Source organism: Arthrobacter sp. K410C (genome assembly GCF_059090105.1).
On sequence record NZ_JBNHFJ010000001.1, the window covers coordinates 764,917 to 790,077 of the forward strand.

20 protein-coding genes and 1 pseudogene are annotated in these 25,161 nt (G+C 62.2%); 8 read left to right on the forward strand and 13 right to left on the reverse strand.

The window, feature by feature from the left end; genetic code table 11:
* The first annotated feature begins 237 nt into the window (after positions 1–237).
* Positions 238–879 (forward strand): DUF7255 family protein, encoded by a 642-nt coding sequence (locus tag AC5RU7_RS03645; RefSeq protein ID WP_494051095.1) that lies wholly within the window; start codon positions 238–240, stop codon positions 877–879.
* 323 nt (positions 880–1,202) lie between these two features.
* Positions 1,203–2,267 carry a DUF4238 domain-containing protein gene (locus tag AC5RU7_RS03650; RefSeq protein ID WP_494051355.1) on the forward strand — a complete coding sequence of 355 codons (1,065 nt, stop codon included), beginning with the start codon at positions 1,203–1,205 and terminating at the stop codon, positions 2,265–2,267.
* Positions 2,268–2,894: 627 nt separating this feature from the next.
* Here the strand turns inward: AC5RU7_RS03650 and AC5RU7_RS03655 are convergent.
* Positions 2,895–3,290 carry a hypothetical protein gene (locus tag AC5RU7_RS03655; RefSeq protein WP_494051096.1) on the reverse strand — a complete coding sequence of 132 codons (396 nt, stop codon included), beginning with the start codon at positions 3,288–3,290 and terminating at the stop codon, positions 2,895–2,897.
* Positions 3,287–3,562 (reverse strand): hypothetical protein, encoded by a 276-nt coding sequence (locus AC5RU7_RS03660; protein WP_494051097.1) that lies wholly within the window; start codon positions 3,560–3,562, stop codon positions 3,287–3,289. Before AC5RU7_RS03660 ends, AC5RU7_RS03655 begins: the two co-directional genes overlap by 4 nt.
* A gap of 250 nt (positions 3,563–3,812) precedes the next feature.
* On the opposite strand from AC5RU7_RS03660, the gene AC5RU7_RS03665 reads away from it, so the two are divergent.
* Both AC5RU7_RS03665 and AC5RU7_RS03670 read left to right on the forward strand, forming a co-directional pair.
* On the forward strand, positions 3,813–4,418 hold the full coding sequence (locus AC5RU7_RS03665) for a hypothetical protein (RefSeq protein WP_494051098.1): 606 nt from the start codon (positions 3,813–3,815) through the stop codon (positions 4,416–4,418).
* 511 nt (positions 4,419–4,929) lie between these two features.
* Positions 4,930–6,225, forward strand: coding sequence for a competence protein CoiA family protein (locus tag AC5RU7_RS03670; RefSeq protein ID WP_494051099.1), 1,296 nt, complete (start codon positions 4,930–4,932; stop codon positions 6,223–6,225).
* On the opposite strand, the gene AC5RU7_RS03675 is transcribed toward AC5RU7_RS03670, so the two are convergent.
* Positions 6,222–7,061: a GIY-YIG nuclease family protein gene (locus tag AC5RU7_RS03675; protein WP_494051100.1), complete on the reverse strand. Its 840-nt coding sequence runs from the start codon at positions 7,059–7,061 to the stop codon at positions 6,222–6,224. The two genes, AC5RU7_RS03670 and AC5RU7_RS03675, sit on opposite strands and share 4 nt — an antisense overlap.
* Positions 7,062–7,194: 133 nt before the next feature.
* The gene (locus AC5RU7_RS03680) at positions 7,195–10,485 is read right to left on the reverse strand and encodes a variant leucine-rich repeat-containing protein (protein WP_494051101.1); all 3,291 of its coding nucleotides are present in this window, start codon (positions 10,483–10,485) and stop codon (positions 7,195–7,197) included.
* A gap of 136 nt (positions 10,486–10,621) precedes the next feature.
* Here AC5RU7_RS03680 and AC5RU7_RS03685 point away from each other — a divergent pair, with 136 nt between their 5' ends.
* From AC5RU7_RS03685 to AC5RU7_RS03695, 3 genes are read left to right on the forward strand one after another with little or no spacing between them, the layout of a single operon-like run.
* On the forward strand, positions 10,622–11,587 hold the full coding sequence (locus AC5RU7_RS03685; RefSeq protein WP_494051102.1) for a sce7726 family protein: 966 nt from the start codon (positions 10,622–10,624) through the stop codon (positions 11,585–11,587).
* Positions 11,487–12,449, forward strand: coding sequence for a sce7725 family protein (locus tag AC5RU7_RS03690; RefSeq protein WP_494051356.1), 963 nt, complete (start codon positions 11,487–11,489; stop codon positions 12,447–12,449). The genes AC5RU7_RS03685 and AC5RU7_RS03690 overlap by 101 nt, the downstream gene beginning before the upstream one ends.
* Entirely contained in the window at positions 12,442–13,482 is a 1,041-nt protein-coding gene (locus AC5RU7_RS03695) for an RES family NAD+ phosphorylase (protein WP_494051103.1), read from the forward strand. The genes AC5RU7_RS03690 and AC5RU7_RS03695 overlap by 8 nt, the downstream gene beginning before the upstream one ends.
* Before the next feature lie 62 nt (positions 13,483–13,544).
* On the opposite strand, the gene AC5RU7_RS03700 is transcribed toward AC5RU7_RS03695, so the two are convergent.
* From AC5RU7_RS03700 to AC5RU7_RS03720, 5 genes and pseudogenes are all read right to left on the reverse strand, one after another.
* Positions 13,545–13,958 carry a hypothetical protein gene (locus tag AC5RU7_RS03700; protein ID WP_494051104.1) on the reverse strand — a complete coding sequence of 138 codons (414 nt, stop codon included), beginning with the start codon at positions 13,956–13,958 and terminating at the stop codon, positions 13,545–13,547.
* A complete protein-coding gene (locus tag AC5RU7_RS03705) occupies positions 13,948–15,882 on the reverse strand; it encodes a hypothetical protein (protein WP_494051105.1) in 1,935 nt (644 codons plus the stop codon). The genes AC5RU7_RS03700 and AC5RU7_RS03705 overlap by 11 nt, the downstream gene beginning before the upstream one ends.
* Entirely contained in the window at positions 15,879–17,324 is a 1,446-nt protein-coding gene (locus tag AC5RU7_RS03710; RefSeq protein WP_494051106.1) for a hypothetical protein, read from the reverse strand. Before AC5RU7_RS03710 ends, AC5RU7_RS03705 begins: the two co-directional genes overlap by 4 nt.
* A 365-nt stretch (positions 17,325–17,689) precedes the next feature.
* On the reverse strand, positions 17,690–19,087 hold the full coding sequence (locus tag AC5RU7_RS03715; protein WP_494051107.1) for a site-specific integrase: 1,398 nt from the start codon (positions 19,085–19,087) through the stop codon (positions 17,690–17,692).
* Between the two features lie 133 nt (positions 19,088–19,220).
* Positions 19,221–19,679: pseudogene (locus AC5RU7_RS03720) on the reverse strand (RtcB family protein); the annotation flags it as partial.
* Between the two features lie 74 nt (positions 19,680–19,753).
* Between AC5RU7_RS03720 and AC5RU7_RS03725 the strand changes: the two are divergent.
* A complete protein-coding gene (locus tag AC5RU7_RS03725) occupies positions 19,754–20,191 on the forward strand; it encodes an SRPBCC family protein (protein ID WP_494051108.1) in 438 nt (145 codons plus the stop codon).
* 78 nt (positions 20,192–20,269) lie between these two features.
* Here AC5RU7_RS03725 and AC5RU7_RS03730 read toward each other — a convergent pair whose 3' ends face one another.
* Genes AC5RU7_RS03730 through AC5RU7_RS03745 form a run of 4 tightly spaced genes read right to left on the reverse strand, consistent with a single transcriptional unit; the run spans position 20,270 to position 25,153 of the window.
* A complete protein-coding gene (locus AC5RU7_RS03730; protein WP_494051109.1) occupies positions 20,270–21,673 on the reverse strand; it encodes a sulfate adenylyltransferase subunit 1 in 1,404 nt (467 codons plus the stop codon).
* Positions 21,673–22,620 (reverse strand): sulfate adenylyltransferase subunit CysD, encoded by a 948-nt coding sequence (gene cysD / locus AC5RU7_RS03735; protein ID WP_400611432.1) that lies wholly within the window; start codon positions 22,618–22,620, stop codon positions 21,673–21,675. Before cysD ends, AC5RU7_RS03730 begins: the two co-directional genes overlap by 1 nt.
* A complete protein-coding gene (locus AC5RU7_RS03740; RefSeq protein ID WP_494051110.1) occupies positions 22,617–23,408 on the reverse strand; it encodes a phosphoadenylyl-sulfate reductase in 792 nt (263 codons plus the stop codon). The genes cysD and AC5RU7_RS03740 overlap by 4 nt, the downstream gene beginning before the upstream one ends.
* Positions 23,408–25,153, reverse strand: coding sequence for a nitrite/sulfite reductase (locus AC5RU7_RS03745; protein ID WP_494010296.1), 1,746 nt, complete (start codon positions 25,151–25,153; stop codon positions 23,408–23,410). The genes AC5RU7_RS03740 and AC5RU7_RS03745 overlap by 1 nt, the downstream gene beginning before the upstream one ends.
* Positions 25,154–25,161: the final 8 nt, after the last annotated feature.

The window sequence follows — 25,161 nt, forward strand, 5'->3', positions numbered from 1 at the left end:
CTGCAGTAGTCAGGGCCTGCGCCGCTGGCTCGAGCGCTTCAAGGCGCGGTCACCGACCAGGCTGTTGCCACGGGACTCACAGGATGCTGGCCGCAATAGTGCATGGGTTCGGGAGTGTACAGGCCCGTAATCCGATGCTGCATTGGAGCCTGAGCATGACGTTCATCGAAACTTGTCATTCTCCCCCTGAGTGTGGGAACGAATCCGCCCTCTCCATCCTGTCGCTACGATTCAGGGATGACAGGTATACGGGCCCGTACCCTGAGGTCCTCGTTATTGGCCGCCGGCTACGAGCTAACGGACAAGAATGACGAGGACGCTGCCATCACCGATGATCTGCCTCACGCAGTTCGCCAGAACCTTTTGAGTCTCTACCGGCATTTGGGCGGTGTACTCGACCTGAGCGATTTCGCGGCAGGCGAGTGGGATTTCGACCTTGCGGGGGGTTTCAAAATCGAGCTCGACGAGTACCTGCACTTCAACCGCTACCGTGCCGAGTCCTGCTTGGGGCCCTGGGCCCAGGATGTTCCTTGGCGGGGGGCCTACCGTGATTACTGCGAGCAGTACGAATACAAGTGCTTCCAAGGCCAGCTTCCTGGCATGTGGGCGAACAAAAGTTCCGACTGCATGTTCGGAGGATCAGACCCCATCGGAGTGATAGGCGAGCTGGGTCCCTCAAGATGGAAACAGCGGGCCCTATACGACACCGTTAAGGACGCCTACGCCTGTCACAGGAATCTCTCGGTCGCCAGGATCTCAGTAACGGACACGATCAACGGAGTTAGCGTACAGCGGGAACTGAAGAAGGGTAGGCTGCTTGACCCGGAGGGGCTCCGGACATTACTCGACGCACGGACGGTAACCGGATCGGCAGCTTAGTCCTCGTCAGTGTAGGAAAAACCAGCTGGCGCACAGCGTCGAGGATGGCCTTCACCCCGGCTTCATAGTTGTCGTCCCGGCCGTTGCCCGGCCTCCCAACGAGGACATAATCTTCGCGCTCTGTTCCTGACGCCTGGCTTGCCGTTGGCATGACATGATGCACACATGGCAAAAACTCCTCCGGCCCTAAGTGACTGGGCCAAGAGCTCTCTGGCCATGGAAGCAGCCCTGCGCCTTATTGAAGGCGGCAAAGGTTGAGCAGCGAGGCACCAAGTACCGCGTCGTCCCACCAAGAGCAAGCCGAAGAGGCATTCCTTCGAGAGTTGATCGAACGATCTCGCAAAAACGATGGTGCTCGTAAGCACCACGTTGTCCCAAATTCCTATCTCAGGCGTTGGTCCGACCCTTCGGGGCGAGTCCAGGTCTGCGACTTGGCAACAGGAAAGTCGTACGCGACCTCTCCTGCCACTGCAGCTAGAGTCACTGACTTCTACCTATTGGAGTCACCAGACTTGGACCCAGATGAAATTCCGCCTGCATTCGTGGAGAATCTTCTAGCACTCATCGAGGGCAGGGCAGTGCCAGCGCTGGACCGCCTCTTGGAGCTAGGTCCGGATGGCATATCCGGACAGGAACGTGCTGACATTGCCACCTTTCTGGGTTTCCAGTCGGCGCGAGGGCAGCAAACCCGGAATATGATCCAACAACTCGCCGCCGATATGTCCAAGTACCTTCATCCGGTTGGCACGGCGACAGAATCGGGTCTTAAGTCGTTGCTGGAATCCAAGAACGTCCCATTGACCGATGATCTCCTGGCCGAGGTTCTTGAATTTCAGCGGGGGCTGCAGGATGGATCCATCATCATGCAGCCACAGCAGGCTGCCCTGGTTGGGATGCCAATTTCGATGGGCGTGGCCATCGCCGAGCGACTGTTCACAAGGCACTGGGTCCTTTTCAGGACTCGGCCGGTTCTTTCTACCTGCGACGAGCCCGTCATTTCGATAGGCGGTCCGGGTCGGCCTCGCAGCCGTAGGGCCGGCGTTGGCACAGCCCCCGTGGTCGTCTTCCCGGTGGCTCCCGATGCACTGCTGGTCATGTTCCTCACGAAGCCCACACCGCCCCAGCTGGCCGATCTAAGTCATACAGAACTGGCAGAGATTAACCGCGAAGTCGCGGCCTCAGCCAGTAGGTGGGTCATAGACAGAGAGGGGCGTAAGGCCGCCTTGGCCTTTGACATTCCGCCTTGGCCCGGCGCCGTCACGACCCTCGACGAGCTGCCGATGGATGAGAGCAGCGACGGGGCAACGCTGCTCCATGGCACGTGGATGAATAGGTGGGCTGCCAGTGAATTTCCACCTGAGTGGCCAGTCTTGCGGTGGTTCAGGTAGATGATCCTTTGAGCGCGAAAAAGCCCCCGGCATGAAGCCGGGGGCTTTTTCTGTCAGTCCTGCTAGGCGACGGCCACGTTGTACTTCGTGTTGTCGAACCACAGCAAAGCTGTGTCCACCGGCGGCCCGCGATCATAAACGGCCGCAGCCAAATCTGCGGGGAGACGTGAAGAATTGCTGCACTCATCGTCGTGCTTGGGACCGGTTTCAGCTTGGCAGGATGCATTTACGGAGGCTCCGGAAGCACCTCACTCAGCGACGTCCGCCGCCGCCATTTCTCCGACTGGAGCAACCGGCCAGTGAACCGCTTATGGGACACGATCCTCGTCACGACCTCACAGCCGCCGTCTAGATTGAAGATCCATTTAGACTGCCCGGTTTGTTTTCCAGCGGCTTCATGATGCCGGTTAAATGCCGTAGGAGAGCTAGCTTCGGGGCCAGCTCTTACTCTGCACGGATGCAAGCCGCGCCTACGAAAACGCAAGGTGCGGGCACCTGTATTTGCCATATTAACCTCGTCAAAGCGTCCTCCCATTATCCCCATTGGGAGGACGCTAAAAGAGGCTCCGCGGCGACCCCCAATGCCGCGGGGCCTCTCCTATTGCTAAAGGCGGGGGGCGCTACCTTCTACGGCGTCCGCGCCTCGCCTTTGACAGAGCTGAGGAAGAGATCAGCCAGGCCGATCCAGGCGTCTACCGGAAGCTCGTCGCAGTGGATTTCAAGGAACTCACGCGGTGTCAGCCCATGTGGATTGTCCGTGATCCCCTCCCTACCAAAGTCCTTGAACGGAGATGTGGAACGCCTGACCCTGTGGAGAATGTCCCGCGGCTGGCAGGTACCGCCATATTTTATGGGCGGCATGAATTCATTGTTGCTGTATTCCCACTTGCGCCAAGCCTGCATGAACGGCAGTTCAAAGGCCATGTTCGATTGGTCGAGCCTCTGGACACCAAGTTCAACCAGACCGGCGAGGAAGCCGTTTGCAAGGAGCAGCAGTTTCTGAGGCTTGGTCATCCTGATCATGCCTGCGAAAACTTCCCTGCCTTCTGCTTGGCTTTCTTGGTCACGATGCCCCAGCCGTTGACCGTGTTCCCGTCCTCATCCCGGGAGCTTGTGCTCTGAGGATTCAGCGCGGAGAGCTCCTGGGAGATGGAGAGCAACGCTGCCACCTCTGCAACCTTGAGTCGCTGATCGACCGTGAGGTGGTCGACGTCGGTAATGCTTCCGGAGCTATGACCCTTCGCAGCCCCGATAGCCTCCGTCAAAGCGCTCCATGCTGTGTTGTAATCACTCATGCTTTCCCCAATCACTCTTCCTTCCGGCGGCCGAAGTGCCGCGGGTCTTCTCGAAAAGTAGCATCCCGAAGTGAAGTTAGGTGCTCACCACGTGCTCACGGCAGAAAGTACCCAGCGGCAGCAAGGGTTCTGGGCGTGGGATCTGTCCTCAAGTCAGCTAACAGTGGAGGGTCAGCGGACGCAAGATGTCGGCTGCCTACCAGCCCTGACACAGACCGAACCCCTTGGCGGAGTGTGGAATGCTCGGAGCATGACAAAGGCAAACTCCGCATCGAACAACTTGCACCTGGGCGGCCAGGCGTGGGGCAGTCTCCGCCAGGCGCATGAAGACTTCCAGGCCGCGGCTTCGCCGGCCTATGACGAGGTGTTCGTCGAAGTGACCGGACGGGTTCGCGATACGGCCAGCATCGGCAAAGCCGACATCGGGGCCCTACTTTTCTGGAAGAGGCTGCGCGCTGATACCCGGTGGGTCAGGGACCTGATGGTCATGACAGACAACGAGGTTCGCTTAGTCACCACTAAGGCTGTGGCAGCCGTCAACAACACTTCCTTGGACGTAGCTGCGGCTGCTGTCGCGGGAAGGGCCGCGCTGTCCAAATTGCCAGGTTTCGTACGAGGTGATGCGATGGCGTCGGCGCTTCTGACCGCAGCGGCCCCCGAGCGGATGGCCGTATATGATCGGCGCGCGCACAGGGGACTGGAAGTCTTGGGACTCTCGCTCTCTGCCGCACGTGGACGATACGGGCGCTACATGCAGATCGTGGACGGCCTGAGGTCAAAAGCCAAAAACGAGGGACACAACTGGTCCGCACGCGAAGTTGACCTTGCGCTGTACTGGTTGGGTGGCCAGGCTTAGGTTCAGATAAGGGTGACAACGTCGGGGAGCTGGGTTGGAGGGTGTGCTGTGGAATCGCACACGTAAGGGAATGCGCGACCTTGGATGCCCTCAACCGGCATTTCTTGAGGACGGATGGTGACGCAGCGGCAGAGGTCCGGCTGCCCGCTGGCATGACAGACATCGCCATGCTGATGAAGCGCTTCACACGATGCTGACAAAGGCGGTCGCCCTCTTCACAACCAGGTCCAGCCCGTACTACTTGCCCCACCTCAAGTTCGGTCATCAAGCGACAACTCAGCAGCAGCCCTCGGTTGGAGTGTTTGTTAGCTTCCGGGGCAAGTGCCGTTGTCCCCGCCCCTGATGCCCCGGCGGCTCAAGACCGCACAAATTGTCTGTTGACATACAGGCGGGGCCCTGTGGTCGAATGACTCTCAAAGCCGGAGGCCGGCTCGCAACTTGGGGGAAGAATGCTGCTGACCGCGATGCTCGACGGGAGTCGGGTCGACGCCACCACGCACACCAAAGAGACGTGGCAGAGCTGCAAAACTCTGAGGACCGGAAGCGCATGTTTATGCCAGTGTGCGGGGTGCGTGCCGTGGCCAAGACCCGCGGGGAAACCACGCGGTTCTTTGCGCACCTCCGCAAGGCCGGATGCAAGGTCGACCACGGCGGCGAGTCGCCGCAGCACCTGGCTCTGAAGGAAGCTCTGAAGGACTGCATCGACCAGGTGTGTGGATGGCATGCCATCATCGAGCACCCGCATCCCTCTCGGGAATGGATCATCGACGCCCTGGCCGAGTCGGACGACCTCACGAAGAAGGTCGCCTTTGAGGTCCAGCTGTCGTCGCAGACCCCGGACAAATACTTTGCCCGCTCCCAGCGCTACTTCGACAGCGGCATCTTTCCCGTCTGGCTGGTGCCGCGCCGGCTGGAGTACCACGAGACCAAGGTGCCAGTTGTGGTGACTGGCTTCGGCAAATTATCCACTCTCCCCGAGAGCGTCTCCGACCTGCTGGCGCTGCCGGCCGAACAGGATTTCGTTCACGCCAAGGACAACCTCGGAGATTTTGTGGCCGCCCTGCTTCGGCAAGGCCCGCGCTGGGGGGCTGGCTCTCCGGAGCACCAGGCTGCCCTGCAGAAAACCGCGGCGGACAGGGAAGCGGCTCGGGCTGAGGCCGAGCGTAAGAGACTTGAAGCAATAGAGCGGGACATCGCCGACATGAACGACCGCTCCGCCTCCCCTGAGGCGGCATTCGGCCAGCACCTCATCAGGACGCAGACGGACACTTTCGTGTGGGGGTCCCTCACATGCTGCTGGGATTGCGAACAGCCGATGCTGGTCTGGGATGCCCGCGTCTGGGCCAGGGGTAGATACGCCGGGGCACCCGGATTGCGGGTGAAGCCCGAGGTCGGCGAGAAGCGGTGGGAGAACCACCCCGAGGTGCACCGTGCCGTCGACAAGTGGATCCGCGCTGCAAAGTCCGACGTTCCCAAGGCCACCATCCAGAAGAGGCGAACCAAAGCCAGTGGCCGGCTCTATGGCGCATTCGTCTGCCCCGGCTGCGACAGCACTATGGGTCAATTCTTCATCTCCTGCATTCGGCCCGAAAAATGGTCGCTCCTCAGCAGCCCCATCGGAGTGCCGTCGACGGAGCGATCAGCGGGGACGTCTCCGGCTGCGAGGATTGAAACATCGGCAAGTGCCCGGCCCGCAGCCCACACCGACACTCCCCCGCTGCCGGCCGCCGGTGCCGGCACGTTGCGCTGCCGCCTCCATTCGACTCCGAGGCAGGGTTGCGACTATTGCCGGCGGGCGCAGGGTTAGTTCAGGTTCATGCCGAACTGCCGGGTCAGGAGTGCACGTTTGAAGTGGGCCTCGGCGGCATCGACCTGCGCGGCCGGCGCGCTCGGCGAAAAGACCTGCAGGATGCTGAACTGGAAGTGCTGCCGGTGCCTGGCGTCGGCGGCAGCCAGCTCCCGGAGCGCGACGTTACCGCCGTGGCCGTTCCTGGCATACTCGCCCCAGCGGCCAAGGAAGCGTTCGGCGCCGTCGGCCTTGCCCACATACAGCCGGCCGGTGCTGGTGTCGGCTATGAGATAGATGCCCTGCACGGAGCTGAGGGCTGTCCGCCATTGTTCATAGCGGTCGTCTGTGATGATGGCCTGGAGTTCGTCGAAGCTGACAAGCAGCGAATCGAATCCCGGGAATGGGTCGCTGACAGGGTCAGCAATCTCCACCACACGCAGTGCCCCCGCGGACTCGCCGTATTTGGCCCAGTTCACCGGATCAGCTGTCCATTCGATGACCAGACGGTGTTGCAGGGCCGACAACACCTCCGAGGGCCGCAGGTCGAAGTAGCGGTCCTGGTCTAGGCTCTTCTCCCGTATTTCGCCATGGTTTTCGAACGTGGTCAGGAACCGTGCACGGTAGCCGCTCGTGACGAGGAAGTTCAACCAAATTTTCGGAGGGCTCTTCCGGACTTTGTTGCCCGTTCGCTGTACCCGCGTGTAGGCGAGGAGCCCAGGTCCCATGGCTTCTGCCCTGCTGGCTAGCCCGCCCGTGTTGAGCGTGTGCCGGATAACCATAACGTCCTCGCAATTCAGCCCGGCAGCTTGAAAGAGATGTCCGAGGTTCAGTTCGCCTGAGCTGCCGTTATTCATGCCTTGCCTTCGCTCAATCCTGTCGGTCCAGGGCTCCTGGCCCCTCCGGCCTGTCCCACAACGAAAGAAGGCCGCCCTCCCCGCCAGCACTGCATTGTCCAACACAACACTCAGGCGGGCAGCCTCAGCCATCCTACGTGTGGCGCCACCCAAGGAACGACTCGGGGCGGTCGGTGGATGCCGCCTCACTGTCAGGCAGATCTACTCCCCCGTTCAACGCCAGGCCGCCTGAGGTGTTTCCGAAGGTAAGGACACCGCGCGACTGCAAAAACCCGATAGCGACGAAGCGGACAAGGGGGCTACCGTCTTGGGCCAGGGCGTCAAGGACCTCCTGGGGGACGCCCGGGTTCATCGCGACGAGAATGGCCAGGTCGATGCTTTGACCGGCGAGGTCGACGAGCAAATCTGGCGCTGTCGCGCCGTTGAAGGCGACGGCATGGCGCACCTGGTCGTCGTCGTCGCTGGCAAGTGCCCGCAGGACTTCGGCAGGAGTGTTTGGGTTGGCGGCCACGGCACGGCGGACCTGTGCACTCCGCCGTTCGCCACCCAGCATCCTCAGGAGGTCGGCATCTGCGGCCGGGTTGAAGGCGACGCCCATCCGCACTTCCGCCTTCCTATCCGCGACCATCTGCGCCAGGACGGCACGGGTGGGTGCCGAGCGCTGCCGGGAGCTCGCGAGGGCGGCTTCCGCTTCCCGAACAAGTTCCTCCGGCGCCGCAGGGTTTTGCGTCGCGGCTGCGCGGACGCTGTCCGCGGTGTCGCTGAGCAGGGCTTCAAAGATGCTTTGAGGAAGGTGCGGGCTGCCGGCTGCCCCGGCACGGACCTGTGGCTCCTCGTCCTGGGCGAGCCGGTGGAGCACAGCCGCGGGTGTACCCGGGTTGGCGGCCACTGATGTCCGAACATCTGGCTCGGGGTCTCGGGCGAGCTGCTCCAGCACGGTGTTGGAGGTGCGGGGGTTTGATGCGACCTCCCGGCGGACATCGTCGTCGGTGCTTCGGGCAAGGCGCGCCAGGGTTTTCTCGCCGGTGCGTTCGTCGGCGGCGACCACGAGACGCATGTCAGGGTCCCGCATTCGGCTCTTCGATAGCCGGTCTAGGGCGCCTTCGACCACTCGGGCCGGCATATCGATGCCATCCCTCTTGCTCATCAGCCGCAGCACGTGGAGCAGGTCTTCATCCACGTCCGTCAGCAGCAGGGATTCCGCGATGGACCGGGCCAGTTCAGCAGTGCTTGCCTGGTTTTCCAATACGGCCAACTGCACGCCCCGATGACGGTCTTCCGCCAGGCGGGTGAGAGTGGACGGCGGCGCTGCGTGATGCCGTGCGACCGCCTCTCGGACCCTGACGTCTCGGTCGGATGCCAATTCGATCAGGGCTGTCTCCGGCACGGACCCCAGCGACGCGAGCATCACTCGGACCGCTACGGATCTGCTGGCCTGCAGAGCCTCGATGAGCCGCGCGTGATCTTCGGCCTTCAGCGTCGGGTTTTGGATCAGGCTGGCGAGCACCTCCGGCGGGGAGTCCTCCATCAAGCCCTGCAGGATGCTGTAGGGGGTCGACGGGTGAGCGGCAAGGACGCACAGTGTCTGTCGCTCGTATTCGGCGGCGGTGTAGTGCCACTCGCGGCGGGCGCCGAGACCAGCGGTGCGGAACCGCAGTCTTGCTTCCCGGGACGCCCCGAGGTCAGCCAGGAATGCCGTAAGATCGTCGCCCCGGTGGTGGACCGAGCGTTCCAGTGTGTGCCAGCGAATATCGGGATCAAGGTCGTTGAGCATAGTTGAACGCACGGCAGGGTCTGTGAGGGGCAACCTGCCGGCTGCCACCCTCCGCACCCATGCAGGGCGGTCCGGGCGAATCAGGTCGTACAGGACGTCGTCCGGGAGGCCTGCCTGCATCCACCCCCCGATGGCAAGATCCCGGCCTGTCTGCAGGCCCCAGCGATAGCTCGCCCGGGGTATCGAGAGCAGGGGTCGTCCGCCTCCGGTCATCAGGAGGAAGTCCGAGAACCAGCGCGTTTCCAGCGCCGATTCGTCCCGATCTTGGTTGATGTTGATCTTGCCCCGGTCCACCGCAGTGTCCGTCAGCGTCCCTGGGTTTGTCCGGGCGTCTACGGCGGCTGCGTCTTCGGCCCCCGGCGCATCTTGGTCGCCGTCGTGAATGATGCAAGCGGAAACAGCCTTCGGCTGCGGCCGCGGAGTACGGGGATTCCCCTCTGCGGCGCGTCTGACGGCAACGCTGCGGTCGCGCGCCAGGGCCTCCAGCACGTCCTCGGGTGCCTTCCTGTTTTCGGCGACGCCCTGACGGACCAGCCAGCGGGCATCGTCGGCCAACATCCGGACAATGGGCTCCGGCGTCGACTCATTCCGGCCCACGCGGCTGCGGATGTCTGGGTCCTCCTTCGCTGCCAGCTCGTCCAGTAAGTCGAACGGTGTGTGCCGGTTGTCGGCGAGATACTGGTGCCGGCGCCTCTCCGGTACCGGCTCGTGCCAGGCAATCTGTGTCTTTGCGGTGGCCTTGATGAACCCTTCCCGCAGGGATGGCAGCAGAGCTTCTGCATCCCCGCCCAAGAGATGAGTAAGGCTCCAGGTGGGCATCAGTCGCTGGCGCGGGAGCCAGATGCCGACGCGGCGGATTCCGAGGCTGTCGTCGGTGTCGAGCATGAGGTAGCCGAGCAGCTGACGGAGGAAGTTCCTGAGCCTGCCGACCGACAATGCGCTGTAGACCTTGCAGTCGATGAGGGTCTGCCCGATCATCCAGTCGGCGTCGGCGCCTCCGACGAGCTCAGACCCGGCAAACTGCGGGTTTGGTTCGTAGCGGACTCCGGCGGCGATCTGCTCCTGCCAGGCTTCCAGCCGATCAGCGTTGGAGGACATCAACGACCTGAGGTTTGCCAGCGTCCGCAGATCAACCTGGTCGGCGAGGGCTTGTCCGTTGACTGCCTGGTCGCAGGACGTTCCCAGCGAGCCGGTCATCACCACGGCACCGCTCCGCGCGACCTGTTCGCAGTAGGCCAGCAGAATTGCCGCCCGTTCGAGGTCCCAGTCGCTGGAAGGTTCCTGCAACAGCCCGGCAGCGACGTCGAAGGCTTCAGTGAGGACCCGTGTGCGGTGAGCACCGTTCTCGACGGAGGAAGCAAGGGCAGACAGGACTTCAACGCCGGAGGCCGCCACGGAATGGCGGGGGTCAAAACCGCCCAGCTCGATGCGGGCGCGAAAATCGAAGGCCGTGCCGGCCAAACGGGGATCGGCCCCTTGGAACGGTGCCACCACAGTCCTGCTGCTGGCAATGTCCGAAAGGCCCAGGGCCTCCGCCGCCGCCCGGGCCCCGGTGGTTTGCCCGCCCGAGGCTTCAAGGAGCGGAGATATGCGGTCCAGGTAAGCACGCTCTGTCGACTGCGAGTCCTGGAGAAGCGATGTAAGGCTCATCGACTGACACTCTATCCGTGAGCTTTCGCTCCGACTCCGGACCTACTCTCGGCGAGTCATCCGATCGTGGAGACCTCGACGGCCACTAACGGGGAGAGATCGGGTGAGTGGTGCCTGTTGCTAACCTAGGAGTGCCATGACACCAGTGACACGCGACCTAGCGAGAGCCTCCAAGTTTCTCGGTAGCGCCCATCTCCGCAAGGTGGCGAGGCACGGCCGTCGATTAGGCCCAGATGACGCGGCGGCGCTTAGTGCTTTGGGCCTGAGGGAACCTGGGGAGACAATTGCCGATGGCCTGAACAAGCTGCATAGCACTTTGCAGAAGAACTACCGGGTGGAGACTGTCTACAAGAACGCGATCGCGCGCAAACTTCTTGTGGGCCGCCATGGCCTCCGCTCTGCCACACTGCTGCAGGAGTTGCGAATAGGTAATTCCATCGTGGACATGGTCCTGCTCAACGGCGTGTGTGAGGCTTTTGAAATAAAGACGGAGTTCGACTCCCCCGACAAACTCCGCAAACAGCTTGAGGACTACTACCGCGCGTTCACGAGGGTCACGGTTGTCTGTGACGAATTGAAGACCACCCAGTACCTCGACCATCTCGCCGGCTCCCCCGCCGGACTCATTGTCTACACGCGGAGAGGCACGCTTCGACCTATCAAGGCGCCGCAGGTCCACACCGCCGCTTTAGACGTGGAAACCATGATGGCGGTTCTACGGCAGGCGGAGTACATGGACGTCGTCCACAGCGTCCTGGGACCGCAACCTGAACAGCCGAACACGCTGCGGTACCGTCATTATCTGCGCCTGGCCGAAACAATCGCTCCGACCTATTACGCTGAGCTCATGGAGCAGCGGCTCAAGGCCCGACGTCCCCGTGAAACAGACGCGGTCGGGAACCCGCAGGTCGCGCCCATCATCAGTTCATTCCTAAGAGTGAATCCGACGCAGAGCCAGTACCAAAACATCGTAGATTGGCTCAATGAGGGGGGCCACAACGATGTACTTTCCGTACCTACGGGGGAAACAGTTCGAACTGCTCGCCATCAAGGAACTGGCGCCTGCGATCAGGGCCTCTGGGGCGGTTCATCCGATCATTGAGCCCGTCCGGGACATCGATGCCGGCCCCACGTTGCTTCGTAATCTGGCAGCCTTGGTTGAGCACCGCGTCCCGTGTACGGTCATCATCAACCCCCGGGTGGGCGACATGCGCGGCGTCTCCAAGACCGAGAACATCCTCACGCAACTGGAGCCCCTGTTCGATGCCCACAAGGGTATGCGGATCGGCATCCTCCTGACCAGCGAGCAGGAGATCCAACAACTCCTGACGATACTGGGACGGTCCACCCGCCGCTACCGCGCCGACCTGATCTATGGGACAGCTGTAATCAGCGAAGAAAGCATGCAGCGCCTTGCGGAACTGTGTGACGTGGATACACATCTTGCGGAGGACAAGAACTCAGTCAGGCGGTACCGCAGCATCTTTTCGCGCCCGGCCACGGCCATCCTCAAAGACAGCTTCGCGAAGCAGAAACAGGAACGCAACCAGGACTACTATCCCCTCGAAGAATCAATTTTCACCGAAGACAACATCTTCTTTGCCGAGGACGGCTACAAGGGGTTCGGCGACTACCAGACCATCGGTGAGGCCTTCAAAGAAGGTGGAACGATGCCCCGCGTGGTCGCTATCCATTTGACGTACCAGCGGCCCCATCAGGAAGCAATATTCATCCGGCATTTCTGTTCCACACCCAACGGATCCTCGGCCGACACCGCAGGCAAATACCTCGAAGCCCTGTCCAAGCTCGTAGCCTTTGCCAACGATTCAGGACTTTCCAATCTGGCCTTGGATACTTTCCGGTCACATCTGGACAAGCAATCCTTTCCCGGGCTGGGTGTGATCAAAAAGCTCTCCATTCAAAATCACATCCACGTAGCCATTGGGGCGCTCAAGGATGCCTAAGTTCAACACCTGCGCCTCATGCTTCGGTGATGCCAGCCCCGTTGACTACCAAACCGAGGAACCCCAGGTTGGCGTGTGCAGCTTCTGCGCCAAGGGCACCGACGATGTCTGGCCAGCGACCGCCTGGGCAGATCCGTTCCAGCAAGTAACCGACCTCTACCGGCCAGCTGATGGCGCCGGGTCGCCCCTGCACGTGAAAATTCAGGACGACTGGAGCCTGTTCGCGTCACACCGCACCCCTCAGCAAAACAGAGCCTTCCTCGAAGCAGTCTTTCCTGACGGGCACCAACTCCTCGAAGCCGCGGCGGTGGAGCCTGTGAACGGCACCAACGTCGACAACTACTCCACCGTTTGGGACGACTTCGCTCATGACCTGATTAAGCGGAACCGGTTCTTCCCCTCGGGGGCTATCGACCCCCTGGTTCTGGAGCACGTCATCGGGCGCAGCCTCCGCCGCATCCATTCCGGGACAAGCTTCTACCGCGGCCGGATCAGCGCCGAGGGTAGCGCCATCCCGCGCGGAAAAATGGGAATGCCGCCGGCCAGGTGGGCCACCGGTGGACGAGCAAACCCTCCGGGGATTCCCCACCTGTATCTGGCATTTCACGAAGACACCTGTGTCGCAGAAATCCGCCCTTCCACGCACAGCACACTCACCATTGCCACGTTCGAAACTACCGACGAAATTACCTTTCTGGACCTTTCGGCGATCCAGCCACTGAATCCATTCGGCCTCGAAGACGACGAGTTCAGCCAGTTGTACAGCTACAAGCTGCTCAAGCGACTCGGCCGCGAACTCTCAAAGCCAGTGCGGCGCTCAGACAACGGCGTGGAGTACGCAGCGAGCCAGTACATCTGCGAATTCGTGAAGTCCATCGGCATCGAGGGCATCAAGTACGCCAGTTCTGTGCATCCAGGAGGGCAAAACCTCGTCCTCTTCAACGAGAAAAAGGTTCGCGTCACTGGGAAGCTGACCACTTACGAAGTCATAGGGGCTAAATACACCACCAGGGCGAAATCGACAGCCAAATGAGTCAGTGGGAGCAGAGCGTGGCGGTTTGCCTTGCCCCCGAGACTTGCATCGATCACCCCGGCTCAGTCCGAAGCAGCGACGACGTTGAGGCCTGAGCTAGCTTCTTTAGACTGCAGCGCCCTGATGGTTGCGTCGCTCAGCTCGAGGTGGTGAAGCGCCCGATCGCGCTGGCGCTCGGCCTCAACGCGCTTCTGGCGCTCAGTGCGCAACTCGGCTGCCAGAGCATCGTGCTTTTTTTGCAGACCCGAGGTTCCGAGGTCCACTTCGGGTGTCCATTCCGCTCTTAGCTTGGCCACAAGCTTCACCACCGGCTGGTGGTCCTTGTGCAGCGCCTGCCGGGTAACACCGGAGAGCTCGGCGACCCTGCTTAGGCTAGGTCGTTCGCCGGTCATCACCATCGCCAGGGCGGCTGCGGTTGCACGGAGTCGTGTAGGGGTTGCAAGCAGAGATTCAATATCCTCAGATTCAATATTCACGCCGTGCCTCCAGGTTCACGCCGAATTGATCCTCGATCACCTTCACTTCGGCGCTTGCTCGCTCACGTGCCAAAGCAGGAAAAGTGCGGTCTTTCGCCAAATCGAGCAGCCGGTCACCCTTCGCCATATGAGCGGCCACCGCAATTGACGGTGTCGAATGATTTAGGCAATTGTACGGCTGGCAACGGAAAGGCTGCGGGCCTCCGATTCCACCGCACAGGGCATGGACTTCATCCCAGTCACACCATCCGAATTCCGTAAGATGGATGTTCTCAGCATGGTCGCGAAGCAATCTCTTAAGCCGACGAGGATCTTCTTCAACTGAAGGTTCAGAAGTCATCGCGCTGCTCACGGAGGCGAACATGTCACGTTTGCGGCGTCCATCAGGGCCGGTCGGCAGCGAGGGTTCGAATCCGGCGTCAACCTGGCTCTGCCATACAGCGAATTCATCAGCAAGAGCATTGACTACTAACTCCGTTTGAAGCTCCGCTACCTCCTCGTAGACTGCCCGCTGGCCGAGCGCGACGCCCTCGGGCGCCACTCTGAAATACCCTGCGGCAGTGTCCGCATGCTGCCACTTAAACTGCTCCATTGCCGCCTGTGCTCCGTGCGGGCGTGCGGCCACCACGACGGTGAAGTTACGCCTCAATTGGCGGCCGTTGGGCTTGCTGGAGGGCCTATCGCTTATTAGGTTTTTCTCCCTCATGCTATTCATCGCCTTGCCGAGCGCCTCGACTACACGCTCAAGTCTCATTACCGCGGCTCCGCCTTCTTCTTCCCGGAAGGTCGAAAGCGCCCGCCGATCAAACAGAGGAACTTTCCCGGTTGGAGCGTATGTTGGTCCGGGAGAAAAGCCTCTCCGCTCCAATAGATGCAAAAGTACTTCGACTGCATCTGCCACGATGGGCGGCACCAGCCATTTCTCACGGATGGGTGCTTGAAGGCCTTTGCTGAGATAGCTGTGAAGTAACCATCGTTTTGTTCCGGATACTTCTATAGCTTCGAGGGGGTTTTCCCTAGGTACCGCCTCGAGCTCGGATGCTCGCATGCCCGTGAAGGCAACGGTGACAAAAGCACATGCAGCCGCGACCTGCCTCAGGATCCTCCCGGCTTCCAAGCGGGTGCAGTCGCTTCTTAAGAATTCAACAACTGAGCCATCAAGATCTTGCGCCCTCACAATCTGAACCGGGGGTGGCACACGTGTCCGCTCATTTCTGAGCCGACCCTTGCTGCGGATGGCAGCAGGATCGGTGACCAGTTCCAGGGTGGCAACGTCAACGATCTCTCGTCCGTGTTGAACCAAGAACATCGCGCTCTCCACCCATTGCGCCAAATCCTCCAACGGAAACAGTGGCGTCGTATTCCGTCCATCATTTTTGTTCAGACCACCGCCGACGGAGAGAGCCGACCGCCCCGGCCACGGATAGGCGCGCAGGCGATCCAACGAAGGACTCATCGCTGCGCTATACCGGGCGAAAGCTTGGAGTGCGGCAATCCGGCGGTGCTCTAACTTGAAGGCTTGCTTCAAAGATTTGAAGTCTTCTTGACGCACGGCGCTGAGCACGCCTGCCTTTTCGGTCAAGTACGCGAGGTCTATTGTCAGGCCGGGCAGCCAGCGCATGACTGTCTTGATGTCCTTCGCAGGAACGCCCATGAGGTCAGGCGCAAAGTCGGCAGCGTGAACAGTAGGACGCGTAGCGATGAGCACCAATTCCTTGAGCACGTCCCTTAAGCGACGAGGAGCTTCGCTAAAGTGCCACGTCCGCTTTCCGCCCCCACCTGCAACATCCGGATGTCCCGTCAGGTTCCAGACGTCATCGTCGAACACGCCGATAATGGCACTGTTGTCGAATAGGACGGCCAGGGAACGGCCTGAGAACCTGCTGGCCGCACCACTTTCTCTATCAATCGCTTCTATGCTCACGAGTACGCCGCCCTAATCTTCAGCAACTGCGTTCGCGCTTCATTCAAGTCTTGGCGTGCCCTTTCGAGGGCGGAGCCAGAAAAGGCCTTCAAGATCCGAGAAACCCCCACGTCGAGCCCTGCCCACACGGCGACAAACTCCTCCGCAGGAAGAGTCCCTCGTTGCTGTTCAATTTCTTCCTCAAGGGCAAGGATCATGGGAAGGTGCACCAGCGTGTGAATGGCGTTCGGGCAGGTGATGCAGGCGAAAGGCATCTTCCTGCACAGAGTGCCTTGCGCCTGTCCCGGCGCGTTTCTTGAATCCCGGCATGTTGTTGTTCCGCTGTTCTCAGCCTGCCCGCGCAGGATCCGTTCAGCAACCGTCCTGTCGATACCCACGTTAATAAGCGCCAACAGCGCCTCCTCACGCGACATCTCGTCGCTGATCACAACGCCGGCCGCTTTTATCATCGCTAGATAGTCGTCCTGGGCTTCAGCGATGATGGCTTGCCGCTCGGTTTGGTCCAAGGCCACGCTTCGATAGAAGGCCCAGGCGGTGTTCTTATCATGGGCAGGATCTATGCTGCCTGCGATGCCCGAGCCGACGGCTCGCTCAGCACGCACAACCCAAGTTTTCCGCATGCGCCGGGTGCTTAGTCGTATTCCGTCGCCGTTCGGCATCGGAATTACGCTGATCTTCCCCTCCATGACAATGGGACGTTCCGGGATGAATGTTTGAAAAGGTGCTACTACAGTCTTGTCGCTCCGGGGCGCCTTTAAGCTTTGCCATAGCCACAGGTGGCCTGTGGAAGTCCAACGACGTGCCGGCGCGGTTGCCGCGATCCACCGTTCCAGAACTCTGCCACCGCTCCAGGTTGAGACAGCGTTCCCCTTGCGGCTGACCGCTTTGTCAGCTCGGGCCTTCACACCGGTTATCACCATGACTGAAGAGTCAGTTGCGTCTCGGCGTACGTCTGAAACATCAAGACTGACTAATACCTGCCCTTCCGCACCGTACTCATTCACGACGAGCAAGACCGCGGCAACTGCATCCTGTGATGTCGGGAAAAGAGCCTCCATGGCCGTCCTGAAATTTTTCCGTCGAGGAGAACCGGGCGGTGGGACGAGTGCAAATCCGTTTGCATAGAGTTGGGCGATCCACCAGCGATAACTGCTAGCGGCGTTCGCCTCTGGCGAGTTTGATGGGGATGGCTCGGGTTCTTCAAGGATGGCCAGAGCCCTATCAAGGACCTCCTGATCAGTCTCGTTGTCTTCCGCGCCAAGGAGCGCGAGTGCTTGGGCCCGGCGCATGAACATGGCATTGAGGCGAGTCTTGCACCAAGCGAGAACGGTTTCCAGTTCGGCAGCGCTGTATGGGTTCGATGGCTTCGAGTATCCGTGCAGTCGCAGATTCTGTAGATAGCCCTCAAGGACGGGGTTGCCCTCTACCCGGGCTGCTTCCACCAGCAGTCTGCGTGCCAAGGCGGTCCGGGGCGATGCTGGTGACGTCCTGTTTTCGAATAGGGCGGCGTGAACGGTCGGAATCGTCAGTGTCCGAACATCGAGTGGCTTTTCGGCCGAGGTGGCAAATTCATTCAGGAGTGCGTGGGCTGCGCGCGCAGCGTCCCAATAGGCGCTAGCTGAACCCCGCGTTTTGGCGCTGCCGCCTTGGTCAATGAGCACAGCAAGGTTAGCGTCCCTGAACTGTCTGCGGAGGGGACTCTTTGGGATGCGACTGTAGTCAAGTTGGCTGGTTCTGCCGTCAGCCATGATACGGATTCCGAATGGCACCTGGGTGGGCTTCGATGACAGGCCCCGCTGTTCGTCCCTCATGCCTGACTCTCTCTGATGGCTGGGTTATGTTCGGGGTCCGCAGCTACAGAAAGGAGCATCTTCCAAAATGCGGATTTGCGATATTTGTTGGTAGTCTCGATGCTGCTGTGGCCCATAGATTCCTGAACAATGCGTGATTTGTCCTGCCGCAATAACAGTCTCGCCCAGGCTGGTTGCCGTCCATGGAGCGCCTCGAATTCACCAATTCGAAAGTCACTTTCACTCAAAAAATTGGTCAATTCTGTGCAGAAGGTATGCCTAAGGTTGTGCGTACTAAAGTCCCAATCCAGTGCTGGCCAATGCTTCTGACACCGGGTTCCGGCCAGCGTAAAGGCGTCGTTTAAGGAATCAGCATCAGTCAAAGGGGAACCGTTCTCATCCCGATGATTTAGGAGTAGCAGCGGCGTACCATGTCCAGGAATAACCATTTGCAGTCTTTCGTCCAGGCCGAGATCGTTCCACTTCAATGACTCTTCACGGCCTGACGCACGCCGGACTAGCACGTGGGTACGGGTTGTCCGGGCGGGGTCAATCTCCCAAGGATTTTTCGGGACCCAAGTCGCTTTGCGGGCGATCCGTCTCCGGTCACCGCCTATATAAGCGTGGGCCGGTCCTAGCCACTCTGAGAGTCCCACAATATTGCGCCCCCTCTCCCGCTTCGAGATAGCATCCGCGACTCGCGCAGGTGTCAATCCGTCGGGATGAGCGGGCGGAATCTCGAAAATCGTGGTCCCGAGAATTTCGGCGTGCCGCAATCCGAAGGCCACCCCTAGAGCGAACCCAGCTGCGTTGCGCTGGGAGGTCATGAATGACAAAAAGTCAGGATCGGGTCCGCCGGTGGGCAGTTGCCCTCGAACTCCGACCTGCAAAAAGCGCCCGATTTGAGCCGATGGTATGGACTGACGTTCATCAACTGTCCGCCTGCCTCCCCGCAAATAAGCCAGCGTCTGCACGGGACCCCGCCGAGACGGCACTGTGACGAGCTTGAAAGGCAGATTTGATATAAGTTTCTCCTCAACAGCCCACCAGTAAAAGGACAAAAGAGCTGCCCGCCGCTTTCCAAGGGTGGAAGCCGAATCACCTACAGGGCGATCCGAATCGTCCTTTTCATCAGCTTTGATGAGATGTGCGGCATAAGCCTTGAGGATGCTATTCCCCTTCTTATGGATGTCCGGGCCCAAGAGAGGCGTGGAAAAGTACTGCTCCGAAAAGTTGCTAAACCGCGCGACCTCGCGACCATAGTCGTTGCAGGTGGTTAACGGATTGCTAGTCGATAGTTCCTGCAGCCAGTCATTGACAGCACGCGCGGGTCGCAGGTCGTCGTCAAAGAACGTCAGCAGACCAGCCGGACGGGCCGGACGTCCTGGCGGAGTGAAAGGGGCGTCTTCGGCCAAACTGGGTCGCCACGATATGGGCTTGAGCACAGGCATCCTCTCCCTTCGACATAAGTATCAGCTACCGCTGACGCTCATGCCTCAACTTCGCGCAGCCCACTGGGTCTAGTTGACAGTTACGGTCCGGGGGTTAGAAGTGGTTGCCGGAGCCCAGGGAGCCCAGCTGCAGGTCCCACTTGTCGACGTACTGCGCGGGGCTGAAGCCGGCCTTCGCTGCCAGTGCCTTCAGCTCCGCGATCCGGGGTTCCGCGGTGGGCAGTACCTTCTTGTTGTTGTGCCCGGCGGAGAGCGGAATGACGCGCTCGATGTCCTCCCGAATCCGCTTGAGGTCCTTTGGAAGGTCCTTGACCGAGTACTGGGTGCGGACGGCAATCATGCCGCAGCCGATGTCCACCCCTACCGCGGCCGGGATGATGGCACGAAGGGTGGGAATGACCGAACCGACCGTGGCGCCCTTGCCCAGGTGCGCGTCGGGCATCAGCGCCAGGTGCGGGTAGATGAACGGCAGGCTGGCTGTCTTCACGGCCTGCTCGCGGGTTTGGCTGTCCAGGATCGAGGCCCAGTTCAGAAGCTTCGGGCTGATGGTTTCCATGCTCCGCCTCCCACTGCACGGCCTAGGACTAACGTAAGTCCTAGGCTAACCCGCACGTTAGAAGGAGATGCAGCATGGTGGACGTCCAGACCGAGATTGTCATCAACCGGCCGCGCGCCGAAGTTGCCGAATACACGGCCAACCCGGACAACGCGCCGCGCTGGTACGTGAACATCCATAAGTCACAGCGGTTGACCGCGGGCCCCATCGGTACGGGCTCCAAGGTGGCGTTCACGGCCAAATTCCTGGGCCGGGAGCTGGACTACACCTACGAGTTCGTAGAGTACGTCCCCGGCGAGAAGCTGGTGATGCGGACTGCGCAGGGACCCTTCCCGATGCAGACCACCTACACATGGACGGACCACACCGGCGGGACCCGGATGACCCTCGGCAACACCGGCAAGCCGTCCGGCTTCTCCAGACTGGCCGGGCTGGTCATGGAGCCGATGATCCGCCGCGAGACCCGCAAGGACCTGGAACGGCTGAAGGCGATCCTCGAAGGCGGCCTTTAACCACGAAATCGCCGGAACGGTGCGTTGCAGCCGTAGCGCTACGGCGATTTCGCACTGTTCCGGCGATTTGGGCTAAGACTAGATGCTGTAGCGCTCGTCCTCGTGGTCGCCCGGGTGGTCCTTGACCAGGCCGGCGGCCAGCGTGTTGCCGTCCAGCGGGTCGATCACCAGGAACGCGCCGGTGCGGCGGTGGTGCAGGTAGTTCTCAAGCGGCAACGGCGCGGCGAGCCGGAGCTGCGCGTGTCCGATGTCGTTGAGTTCCAGGCTTGAGGCCGGCTCCAGCTTGAAGGAGGCCAGGTCCAGCTTGCCGGAGACACTGCGGACCAGGGCCTGCACGGTGCGGGTGCCGTGCTTCACCAGGACCTTCTGGCCTTCGCGCAACGGCTTCGGGGACAGCCAGCACAGTGCTGCGTACAGGTCTGCGGAAGCTTCGCGGACGGTGCCGGCAGCGGCGATGGTGTCACCGCGGGCGACGTCGAACTCCTCGGCCAGGCGGATGGCGACGGACTGCGGGGCGGCGGCTTCCTCCAGCGAGGAGCCGGCGAAGTCGATGCCCGCCACGGTGGTGGTGCGCGGGTCCTGGCCGGGGGTCAGGACGGAGACCTTGTCCCCAACCTTGACAGAGCCCTCGGTGATCTGGCCGGCGTACGCGCGGTAGTCGCGGTAGGCCTCCACGTCCAGGCCGGCGGCAACGGCGTCGGGAGCCAGGGCACCCTGCGGCCGGATGACCAGCTGCACCGGGAAGCGGAAGCTCTCCAGGTGGCTTTCGAGTTCGTCCGCGGCAGGCAGGGTCTCCAGGACCTCCAGCAGCGCCGGGCCGGTGTACCAGGGGGTGCGCTCGGAGCGGTCCACCACGTTGTCGCCGTCGAGGGCGGACACGGGGATGACCAGCAGGTCGCTGATTCCGTCGGAGCCCAGGCCCAGTTCGCGGCCAACCTGCTGCACGTCCGCCTCGATGTCACGGAACACGGACTCGCTGAAGTCCACCAGGTCGATCTTGTTCACGGCCACGATCACGTGCGCCACGCGCAGCAGCTGCAGCACGGAGAGGTGCCGTCGGGTCTGCTCCAGGACGCCCTTGCGTGCGTCGATGAGCACGACGACGGCGTCCGCCGTGGACGCGCCGGTCACCGTGTTCTTGGTGTACTGCACGTGCCCGGGGCAGTCGGCCAGGATGAAGCTGCGGCGGTCGGTGGCGAAGTAGCGGTAGGCCACGTCGATGGTGATGCCCTGCTCGCGCTCCGCGCGCAGGCCGTCGGTCAGCAGGGCCAGGTCGATGCCGCCCTTGTCCCCGCCGAAGCCGCGGTCCGCGGAGGTGCGGGCAACGGCGTCCAGCTGGTCAGCCAGGATGGCCTTGGAATCGTGCAGGAGGCGGCCCACCAGGGTGGACTTGCCGTCGTCGACCGATCCCGCGGTGGCAAAGCGGAACAGGGTTGTGGGCAGGGCCGTCTCGAGGTCGGCAGCCAAAATATCGGTGCTCATTAGAAGTACCCGTCCTTCTTGCGGTCTTCCATGGCAGCCTCGGAGATGCGGTCATCTGCGCGGGTGGCGCCACGTTCGGTCAGGGTGGAGGCGGCGACTTCGACCACGACGTCGGCCACGGTGAAGGCGTTGGACTCGACGGCGCCGGTGCAGGACATGTCGCCCACCGTGCGGTAACGGACGGTCTTGGTGATGACTTCCTCGTGCGGCAGCGGCTGGGAGACCTCGCCCACTGCGCGCCACATGCCGTCGCGGGCGAAGACCTCGCGCTCGTGGGCGTAGTACAGGCCGGGAAGCTCGATGTTTTCGCGCTCGATGTAGCGCCAGATGTCCAGTTCGGTCCAGTTGCTGATGGGGAACGCACGGACGTGCTGGCCCACGGTGTGGCGGCCGTTGTACAGGTTCCACAGCTCGGGGCGCTGGTTACGGGGGTCCCACTGGCCGAACTCGTCACGGAGGCTGAGGATGCGCTCCTTGGCGCGGGCCTTGTCCTCGTCACGGCGGCCGCCGCCGAACACGGCGTCGAACTTGTTCTGCTGGATGGCGTCCAGCAGCGGGACGGTCTGCAGCGGGTTGCGGGTGCCGTCGGCGCGCTCTGCCAGTTCCCCGCGGTCGATGAACTCCTGCACGGAGCCCACCACGAGCTTCAGGCCCAGGCGCTCAACGGTCCGGTCGCGGAAATCGATGACCTCGGGGAAGTTGTGGCCGGTGTCCACGTGCAGCACGGGGAACGGGACCTTGCCCGGCCAGAAGGCCTTGGTGGCCAGGTGCAGCATCACCACGGAGTCCTTGCCGCCGGAGAACAGCAGCGCGGGCTTCTCGAACTCGGCAACAACCTCGCGGATTATGTGGATTGCCTCGGATTCGAGGGTGTCCAGGCTGGAGAGGCGCGTGGAAACGGCGGCGTCAGTCACCTGGGTGGTCTCCTCGGTCAGTGAAGTGCTCATACGTGTAGTCCGCATTCTGTCTTGTTGGTTCCTGCCCAGCGGCCGGCGCGGGGGTCCTCGCCGGGAGCCACCTTGCGGGTGCAGGGCTGGCATCCGATGGACGGGTAGCCCTGGGACAGGAGCGGGTTGACGGGCAGGAGGTTGTCGTCGGAGTACTGGACCAGCTGGTCGAACGTCCACGCGGCCATCGGGTTGACCTTTACCAGGCCGTTCTTGTCGTCCCAGCCCACCAGCGGGGTGTTGGTCCGGGTGGGGGCTTCGTCGCGGCGGACACCGGTGAACCACAGTTCGTAGCCGGCCAGGGTGCGCTGCAGCGGCGCCACCTTGCGGAGGGCGCAGCACTGGGCGGCGTCACGGGCGAACAGGTCCTTGCCCAGGAGCCGGTCCTGCTGCTCCACCGTGTTCTCCGGGAGCACGTCCACCACGTTGACGCGGAGGTTCGCTGCCACCTCGTCGCGCGTGGCGTAGGTTTCCGGGAAGTGGTAGCCGGTCTCCAGGAACAGGACGTCGACGCCGGGCATCTGGTCCGCGACCAGGGCGGGCAGGACGGCGTCGGCCATGGAGCAGGCGACGGCGACGGCGGGCAGGTCAAAGTTGCGCTCCACCCAGGCGATGACATCGCGGGCGGGGGCGTCCCAGCCGAGTTCGGCGGCACCGGCTTCGGCGAGGGCCTTCAGCTCTTCCTTGGAACGAAGCTTGGGGGCGGCGGTGGCCACAGTGGCCTCAACCTGGGCTGAAGCTTCGGCGGGCGCGGCCACGGGGTCGACTCCGAGTGCGTGCTTGGACATTACTGCAGTGCCTCCTCGTCTGCCGCGTGGGCCCACTCTGCGAAGGTCTGGCCTTCGGAGCGCTGGGCCACGAACGTACGGACAACGCGCTCCACGTAGTCCGGCAGGTCATCGACGTACACCTTCAGGCCGCGGACGGTCCGGCCCAGGCCGGCTTCCTCGCGGTTGTTGTTGGCCAGCCCGCCGCCCAGGTGGACCTGGAACCCCGGGGAGGGGTCGCCGTCGGGCGTGGGAAGCATCATGCCCTTGAGGCCGATGTCTGCCGTCTGGATGCGCGCGCAGGAGTTGGGGCAGCCGTTGATGTGCAGGGACAGCGCCTGCGGCAGTTCACCGGATTCGGCGAGGTCCGCCAGGCGGCGCTCCAGCTCGGCGACCGCGGTGGCGGCGGTGTGCTTGGTCTCCACGATGGCCAGCTTGCAGTACTCGATGCCGGTGCAGGCGATGGTGCCGCGACGGAACACCGACGGGCGGGCGGACAGGCCAAGGGCGTCCAGCTCGGCCACCAGCGGCTCCACGTGGTCCTTCTCGACATCCAGGACAACGAGCTTCTGGTGCGGGGTGGTGCGCAGGCGGTAGGACCCGCGGGCCTCCAAGGTGTCCGCCAGCTTGACCAGCGCAGCGCCGGACAGGCGGCCGGCAACCGGGGTGGCGCCGATGAAGAACTTGCCGTCCTTCTGCTCGTGCACGCCAACATGGTCGCCGGGCGTGGTGGGCTTAGGCGCGGCGGGACCGTCGGCGAGCTTGTATCCGAGGTATTCGTCCTCGAGGATCTGGCGGAACTTTTCCGGACCCCAGTCGGCCATCAGGAACTTCAGGCGGGCCTTGGTGCGCATGCGCCGGTAACCGTAGTCGCGGAAGATGCTGGTGACGCCGAGCCACACGTCGGCGGCCTGCTCGGGCTTCACGAACGCGCCCAGGCGCTTGCCGAGCATCGGGTTGGTGGACAGCGCGCCGCCGGCCCAGAGGTCGTAGCCGACGCCCAGTTCCGGGTGGCGCACGCCCACCAGCGCGAAGTCGTTGATCTCGTGGACCACGTCCTGGCTGGGGTGGCCCGTGATGGCGGACTTGTACTTGCGCGGCAGGTTGGACAGCAGCGGGTTGCCGATGAACCGCTCCCCCAGCTCCTCGATGAGCGGGGTGGGGTCGATGATTTCATCCTTGGCGATGCCGGCCACGGGCGAACCCAGGATGACGCGGGGCACGTCGCCGCAGGCCTCGGTGGTGGACAGGCCCACAGCCTCCAGCCGGTTCCAGATCTCGGGGATGTCCTCCACGCGGATCCAGTGCAGCTGGATGTTCTGGCGGTCGGTTAGGTCGGCCGAATCGCGGGCAAAGTCCACGGAGATCTGGCCGATGACGCGCAGCTGCTCGGTGGTGAGCGCGCCGCCGTCGATCCTCACGCGGAGCATGAAGTACTTGTCTTCGAGCTCGTGCGGTTCAAGGGTTGCGGTCTTGCCGCCGTCGATCCCGGGCTTGCGCTGGGTGTAGAGGCCCCACCAGCGGAAGCGGCCGTGCAGGTCCTGGCCGGGGATGGCATCGAAGCCTTCCTTGGCGTAGATGGTTTCGATACGCTCGCGCACGTTGAGGCCGTCGTCTTCCTGTTTCCAGGTTTCGTTGGCGTTCAGGGGCGTTTTGCCGTCAACTTTCCACTGCCCGTGCGGCTTTGCAGCGGGACGGGACGCGCGGGCGGGGCGCTTGGTGGAAGCGGAGTCCGCGGACGCTCCGGCTAGAGCTGTATCAGTCATGCATCGAC

Excerpts from the sequence above, each read along its gene's own strand:
- AC5RU7_RS03725 (WP_494051108.1), top strand. The coding sequence starts at position 19,754 with ATGGTGGACGTCCAGACCGAGATTGTCATCAACCGGCCGCGCGCCGAA.
- AC5RU7_RS03660 (WP_494051097.1), bottom strand. The coding sequence starts at position 3,562 with ATGAGTGATTACAACACAGCATGGAGCGCTTTGACGGAGGCTATCGGG.
- AC5RU7_RS03730 (WP_494051109.1), bottom strand. The coding sequence starts at position 21,673 with ATGAGCACCGATATTTTGGCTGCCGACCTCGAGACGGCCCTGCCCACA.
- AC5RU7_RS03680 (WP_494051101.1), bottom strand. The coding sequence starts at position 10,485 with ATGAGCCTTACATCGCTTCTCCAGGACTCGCAGTCGACAGAGCGTGCT.
- AC5RU7_RS03685 (WP_494051102.1), top strand. The coding sequence starts at position 10,622 with ATGACACCAGTGACACGCGACCTAGCGAGAGCCTCCAAGTTTCTCGGT.
- AC5RU7_RS03695 (WP_494051103.1), top strand. The coding sequence starts at position 12,442 with ATGCCTAAGTTCAACACCTGCGCCTCATGCTTCGGTGATGCCAGCCCC.
- AC5RU7_RS03645 (WP_494051095.1), top strand. The coding sequence starts at position 238 with ATGACAGGTATACGGGCCCGTACCCTGAGGTCCTCGTTATTGGCCGCC.
- AC5RU7_RS03675 (WP_494051100.1), bottom strand. The coding sequence starts at position 7,061 with ATGAATAACGGCAGCTCAGGCGAACTGAACCTCGGACATCTCTTTCAA.
- AC5RU7_RS03740 (WP_494051110.1), bottom strand. The coding sequence starts at position 23,408 with ATGTCCAAGCACGCACTCGGAGTCGACCCCGTGGCCGCGCCCGCCGAA.
- cysD (WP_400611432.1), bottom strand. The coding sequence starts at position 22,620 with ATGAGCACTTCACTGACCGAGGAGACCACCCAGGTGACTGACGCCGCC.
- AC5RU7_RS03745 (WP_494010296.1), bottom strand. The coding sequence starts at position 25,153 with ATGACTGATACAGCTCTAGCCGGAGCGTCCGCGGACTCCGCTTCCACC.
- AC5RU7_RS03690 (WP_494051356.1), top strand. The coding sequence starts at position 11,487 with ATGTACTTTCCGTACCTACGGGGGAAACAGTTCGAACTGCTCGCCATC.
- AC5RU7_RS03665 (WP_494051098.1), top strand. The coding sequence starts at position 3,813 with ATGACAAAGGCAAACTCCGCATCGAACAACTTGCACCTGGGCGGCCAG.
- AC5RU7_RS03655 (WP_494051096.1), bottom strand. The coding sequence starts at position 3,290 with ATGATCAGGATGACCAAGCCTCAGAAACTGCTGCTCCTTGCAAACGGC.